Here is a 5112-nt window from a genome sequence, read left to right as displayed (position 1 = left end):
CGCCCCGAGCGCGGCCAGCACCCCGAGGGACGTACGTCCGACGAGCACGGCGGCGAGGAGCAGCGGTCCGGCGGACAGCGCCCCTCGCGTGACCGCGCTCCAGGGAACCGGGCCGCGCTGGGCCCGCAACGTGTGGGCGAGCCAGGGCGGAAGGGACAGTGCGACGGTACGTCGGGACACAGGGCTCCTGTCGTGGCGAGGGCGGGGTGGGCCTTCGGGCGACGGTGGCCGGGGCTGAGGCTGTGCTGTCCACGGTAGTTCGCGCACTCGGGCGGAACGGGCCGGTCGTATTTCGAGGGTGTGAAGGTTGGCCCTGGGGACGCTTTCTTTATGAACGCAACGCCGAGAACAGGGCTTCCGCGTCGGAAACCGCGCGCGTGAGCACCTCCGGTTCCCGGCGCAGCCCCGCCACGATGTCGTCGACGCTCCGCAGCCCGGCCCGCTCCAGCAGCCGCTTCTCGTTCGTCACCCACTCCCCCCGCCCCGCCAGCACACCGTGCCCGGCCTGTACGGCGGCCACGGCGAGCGCGCCGGCGACCTCGGTGAGCCGGCCCTTCGGGGCGTGGTTGGCCCGCGCGTACGCGAGGGTGGCGCGGGCGGTGCCGTGCCAGCGTTCGGCGGCGGAGCGCCGCAGCTTCTCGGGATAGCTGTCGGGGCGGGGCAGTTCACCCCGCAGGACGCGGTTGATCGCGAGTTCGGCGACCACCAGGTAGCTGGGGATTCCGGCGAGATGGAACAGCAACGGCTCCACCCGGAAGCGCCCTTCCTCCGCCTCCGCCAACTCCCGCTCCACCACGGCCAGATCGCGATAGTGCACATCGACCCGCCGCCCGTCGACGGTCAGCCACGCGCCCCCGTTGAAGACCCCACCGCCCCACCCGCCGACCTCGGAGACCTCACCGTCCCAGCCGAGGGCGCGGAGATCGGCCGGGTCGAAGGGGCCGCGGTAGTAGACCGCCAAGTCCCAGTCGCTGTCGGGTCGGTGGGTGCCCTGGGCGCGGGAGCCTCCCAGGGCGACGGCTCGCACGGCCGGCAACTCGGCGAGAAGGTCCGCGACTCCGCCGAGGAACGTCTCGTCGTCCATGGTCACTGGACGGATCCCCTGGCCACCAAGTCCAGCCCCTTTCCACGCAGTTCGAGTCTCAACGGTAGCCCGACCCTGACCCTCGTCACGGCCGAACTCACCGCGAACGCGGTCCGCCGCGGCCACGTCCTGAACTCGGCGCGGGGAGGCTGCTTTCCGTGGTGTCAGGAAGCGGGCCTGTCGGCCGAGGAGGACTCCTTGCCCTTCCCGTTCGGCTGGTGGGTGAAGACGGCCAGGTGCCACACCCCCTTCTCCCGTGTCACGGTGAAGGTGTCGCGCAGGGACTTGCCCGCCCCGCCGTCAGCCAGAAGGCGGGCCGACCCGGTGTCGGGACCCATGTCGTGGCCGATCTGGACATCCTTGATCTTCCACTCCTGCCCACCCCGGTCCGCGAGGATCCGCGCGGCCTCCTGCCGCGACCAGCTCTCGTCCTTGACCCCGCCGACCTTGATCAGGCCAGTGGCGCTGCGGGAGTTGAGGGCATCCACGTACGCCTCGACGGCCTGGCGGGCCCCGTCGGAGGAATCGGAGGAGGCCGAGCGGGAGGGTCCGGCCTTGTCGTCATGGGTCGAGCAGCCGGTGGCGACGGCCAGGGCGGCCAGCACGGCCAGCACGGCCAAGAGACGTCGACGTTCCACAGCGCGCTCCTTGTTCACGTGCGGGTTCTCCGGTGGGGGTGGCAGCCTGTCAGGTGCGGTGTGCGTACCGCCAGGCGCGAGGGTGGTCGGACAGGAGCTTGCGCAGGCTTTTGTTGTGGGTGTCGCTGGTGTGGTACGTCAGTTGGATGAGGGCGCCGCCCTTGGTGCCCCATCCGCCGGCCGGCATCGCCTGGGAGATGAAGTGGGTGCAGTCGTTGCCGTAGGTGCGGTACGCGTCGTTGTGGTGATCCCAGTACCTGGCGGCGTAGGCCACCATCTTGCTGTAGCCGTAGGCGGCCGAGGTCCCCGACTTGGCAGCGTCGGACGCGCTGCTGTCGGGCAGCGGGGTGGTGTCGGCCGTGTCGCCGGACGAGAGTTCCTCGTACTCCGGCGCTCCCTCTTCGACCTCCTGGGGCGTGAACGGCAGCCGGAGGCTGGTGTATCCGGTCAGCTGAAGCGTCGCCGTCCCGCCGTCGACGGTCGTGTCGTCGACCTTCACATCGACCCGCGCCTGCGTGTAGCCGCCGTCGATCTCCTTGTACCGCTTGCCCTATCTCTGCGAGCGCGGCGAGATCGTCCTGTGTCATCGGCACCGGCGTCTTCAACGGGGTCAGCTCCCGCATGAGGAACTACGAAGTCGGGCACCGCAAAGTACTCGACCACTGGTTCACCGCCCGGAGCAGCAAGCCGACCGGCCGCATCGGCAGCCCACTTGACCGCATGCGCAGCGAACGGTGGCGTTCCGACTGGAGCACCGAACTGGTCGACATCCTGAGCGTCTTACGTCATCTGACGAGCATCGAGGCCGAGCAGGCAAACCTCCTGAGCCACGTACTCGCCGGCCCGCTCATCAACATGGCGGAACTGACCCGGCGAGGTGTCCTCGAACCCCCGCTCCACACCGCCTCTCCGCGGCCCGCCGCCCCTGCCGAAGAGATGCTGCCCGGCATGGCCGACGTGGACGGCCTGGAAGCCTCGCCGGTCAATCCCCTCCAGCCCGCACCGGAACAGGCAGTGGATCCCGGCAGGCCTTCCCGGACACATGGCCCGCGCCGAGGTTCCACTCGCCATGAACCCAGGTGAATGGCATGAACACTCCGGACTAGTCTGCGGTCATGTTAGGAATCCTTCGGCGCAAGAAGAGCCGTCAAGAAGCCGCAGCAGCACAGCAGTGGGAACGCCTCGTCACCTCCGCCAGGCAACTCGGACCTGATTTCCACATCGTCCAGGTCGCCGAGGTGTACCAGAGAGCGAGGAACGGCTCCAAGGCGTACGTCATCTGGACCGAGACCGGGACGCGGCAGGACACCTGGTTCGAGGGATGGGCCCCTCAGCCGGGGTCCTTCCTGCTCGTCCGTGGGTCCGTGGGATACGGCCCGCACAACAACAACCCCAAGGTCCTCTTCATAGGATCCGGGGGCGTTCACAGCACGGCTGGCGCCAGCGCACGGAACGCCTGGCAGCGTCAGCAGAGCCGCCAGGCGTAGGCGTCGCCCAGCGCCTCAGGGCAGCCAGCGGCGGGCCTGTTCACGAGTGACGCGCGCGGCGTCGACGTACCAGAGGCGGTTCGGCTTGTCCCACTGTGCGCCGAGCAGTTTCTTCGCGTCGTCCTTCTCGGCGAAGGGCACCTGGAGATAGAGGCGGCCGTTGACGACAGCACCGGGGCTGATGCCGTCGGCAGGTGGCACAGCCGCCTCGGCCGTGCGGCTTGAGCCGTTCACGCCGCCGTTCACACCGCCGTCCAGCGAGCCTCCACCGCCCCCCGCTCGCGGGTTCCACGCGGCCTTGTCCTTCCGGGCACGCTCGATGACCCGGCTGACCCGCTCACAGGACGAGGGGTCCGTGAACCGCATCATCAGGTCTGTCGGGCCGCTGTTCGCCAGCAGATTGAGCGAGCCGTGCCAGAGGACCGTGCTGTCCAGGATGAGCACCTTCTCGTGCATGCGCTCCCGGAAGTCCACCTCGCAGCCCACCGCCCGCAGTTGATCGATGCGCTGCTGGTGGCGCTCGGCCGAGGCGTCGTCGCGCTGTTCGTCTGCGGCGCGGGTATAGACGACGATCCGCACGCCCTCACTCACGCGCCGGCCCAGGAGCGTCGACCACTTGCGGACCGGGATGGGGTCGAGGAAAGGGCAGTAGACCTCAATGCTCGTGGACGCCCGCTCGATGTCCCACTCGACGGCCTTGTAGACCTCGTCCGCCGGGAAGAAGGCAGGCCGGGACAGCTCCTCCTCGGAGAGCGCGGAGAGTTGAGCCGCGTCCCGAGTGGGCACGAGCTGGTCCGCCGACATCACCTGCGCGTGGCTTTCGAGGTGGTCGAGCATGATGCGGGCCTCGCTGTGCGGGGCGAGATGCTTACGCAGGTGGTCGAGGTCGGCCACGACGACCAAGTGGTCCTGGGCCCGGCTGAGGGCGACGTTCAGGAGTCGGCAGGTCTGGGAGGACAGGCCGGTCCCCTCGTAGAAGATGCCGGGATACCTGCCCGCGCCGACGGCGGTGTCGAACACGACGATCGGGCGCTGGCTGCCCTGGAACCGGTGGATCGTGTCGACCAGGCTTTCGTACTCCTCCCCGAACCGGTACTTCAGGCTGCCCTGCAACGCCTTGACCTGGGCTTTGTAGGGGGCGATGACAGCAAGCCTGTCGGTGGCGCGCCCACCCGGAGTCGCCTCGCCGTCGCTCCACTTCCGTCCCGGGAGTACACCCTCGTACTGCAGGCCCCGTACGAGTTCGTGCACCACGGCCTCGTTCACCGTGTTCGCCTTGTAATCGGGCCCTGGAATGCGCTGCTTCGAGGTGTCGACGAGGATGATCGCGGCGTCCACCAGCGGATTGAAGGGGATCCTGCTGCGGTCGTCACGCCCCGTGGAGAGCGGTGCGTCCGGGTAGGCGACGTCGTTCACCAGTGCGCAGATCGGCTCCCGCATGCGGTACTGGGTGTCCAGGGCCACGAGCCGGGGATCCTCGCGGACCGATCCGGAGTCGGTCACCAGACCGGCCGCGTGGAAGGTGTCTCGCGCCGCCCACTCCCGGGAGTGGGCCTTTTCCTGCTCCGTCGCCTTGCGGTCGCTCGCGCCCTTGGTCACGGCAGGCAGCTGCCGGAAGTCGCCGGCGACGACAACCCGTTTCCCGGCGAGCCCCGCTGCCAGCCAGGCGGAGGGCAGATCCACCATGCCCGCCTCGTCGATCACGACGACGTCGACGCGGTCCAGCAGCTTGCGCGACTGGACGGCCTTGGCGACGGTGGCGCCCATCACCCGGCATTTGGAGCGCACGGTGTCCTGGATCCTCCTGCGCTGCTGGTCGAGCTCGTCGAGCTGCTTCTGCAGGGTCTCGGCCTGCCCGGCGAGGGTCGCGCGTGCCGGAACCCCCGCGAGACGCGGGCGGGCG

The 5112-nt window shown here is 69.4% G+C and carries 7 protein-coding genes; 2 read left to right on the top strand and 5 right to left on the bottom strand.

Going from position 1 to position 5112, the window contains the following annotated elements; all coding sequences use genetic code 11:
- The 4 genes from R6V09_RS45470 to R6V09_RS45455 all read right to left on the bottom strand — a co-directional run.
- The coding region (locus R6V09_RS45470) for a hypothetical protein (RefSeq protein ID WP_317887343.1) at positions 1–180 on the bottom strand (180 nt) is incomplete at its 3' end.
- A 148-nt stretch (positions 181–328) separates the two neighbouring features.
- Entirely contained in the window at positions 329–1084 is a 756-nt protein-coding gene (locus tag R6V09_RS45465; protein WP_317887344.1) for a nucleotidyltransferase domain-containing protein, read from the bottom strand.
- Positions 1085–1248: 164 nt separating this feature from the next.
- Complete coding sequence (locus R6V09_RS45460; RefSeq protein ID WP_317887342.1) at positions 1249–1722, bottom strand: hypothetical protein; 474 nt, start codon at positions 1720–1722, stop codon at positions 1249–1251.
- Between the two features lie 49 nt (positions 1723–1771).
- A complete protein-coding gene (locus R6V09_RS45455; RefSeq protein ID WP_317887341.1) occupies positions 1772–2221 on the bottom strand; it encodes an amidase domain-containing protein in 450 nt (149 codons plus the stop codon).
- Positions 2222–2343: 122 nt separating this feature from the next.
- On the opposite strand from R6V09_RS45455, the gene R6V09_RS45450 reads away from it, so the two are divergent.
- Positions 2344–2805, top strand: coding sequence for a hypothetical protein (locus tag R6V09_RS45450; protein ID WP_317887340.1), 462 nt, complete (start codon positions 2344–2346; stop codon positions 2803–2805).
- A 32-nt stretch (positions 2806–2837) separates the two neighbouring features.
- Positions 2838–3209 (top strand): hypothetical protein, encoded by a 372-nt coding sequence (locus R6V09_RS45445; protein WP_317887339.1) that lies wholly within the window; start codon positions 2838–2840, stop codon positions 3207–3209.
- Positions 3210–3224: 15 nt separating this feature from the next.
- Here the strand turns inward: R6V09_RS45445 and R6V09_RS45440 are convergent.
- A partial coding sequence (locus tag R6V09_RS45440) for an AAA domain-containing protein (protein WP_317887338.1) occupies positions 3225–5112 on the bottom strand: 1888 nt, incomplete at its 5' end.

It is taken from the genome of Streptomyces sp. W16 (genome assembly GCF_033194735.1).
Taxonomy (GTDB): domain Bacteria; phylum Actinomycetota; class Actinomycetes; order Streptomycetales; family Streptomycetaceae; genus Streptomyces.
The sequence above is the reverse complement of the archived record's forward strand: the minus strand, read 5'-3'. Positions and strand labels throughout refer to the sequence as shown.

Coding starts and splice junctions, on each gene's coding strand:
- R6V09_RS45465 (WP_317887344.1), bottom strand. CDS start 1,084: ATGGACGACGAGACGTTCCTCGGCGGAGTCGCGGACCTTCTCGCCGAG.
- R6V09_RS45450 (WP_317887340.1), top strand. CDS start 2,344: ATGAGGAACTACGAAGTCGGGCACCGCAAAGTACTCGACCACTGGTTC.
- R6V09_RS45445 (WP_317887339.1), top strand. CDS start 2,838: ATGTTAGGAATCCTTCGGCGCAAGAAGAGCCGTCAAGAAGCCGCAGCA.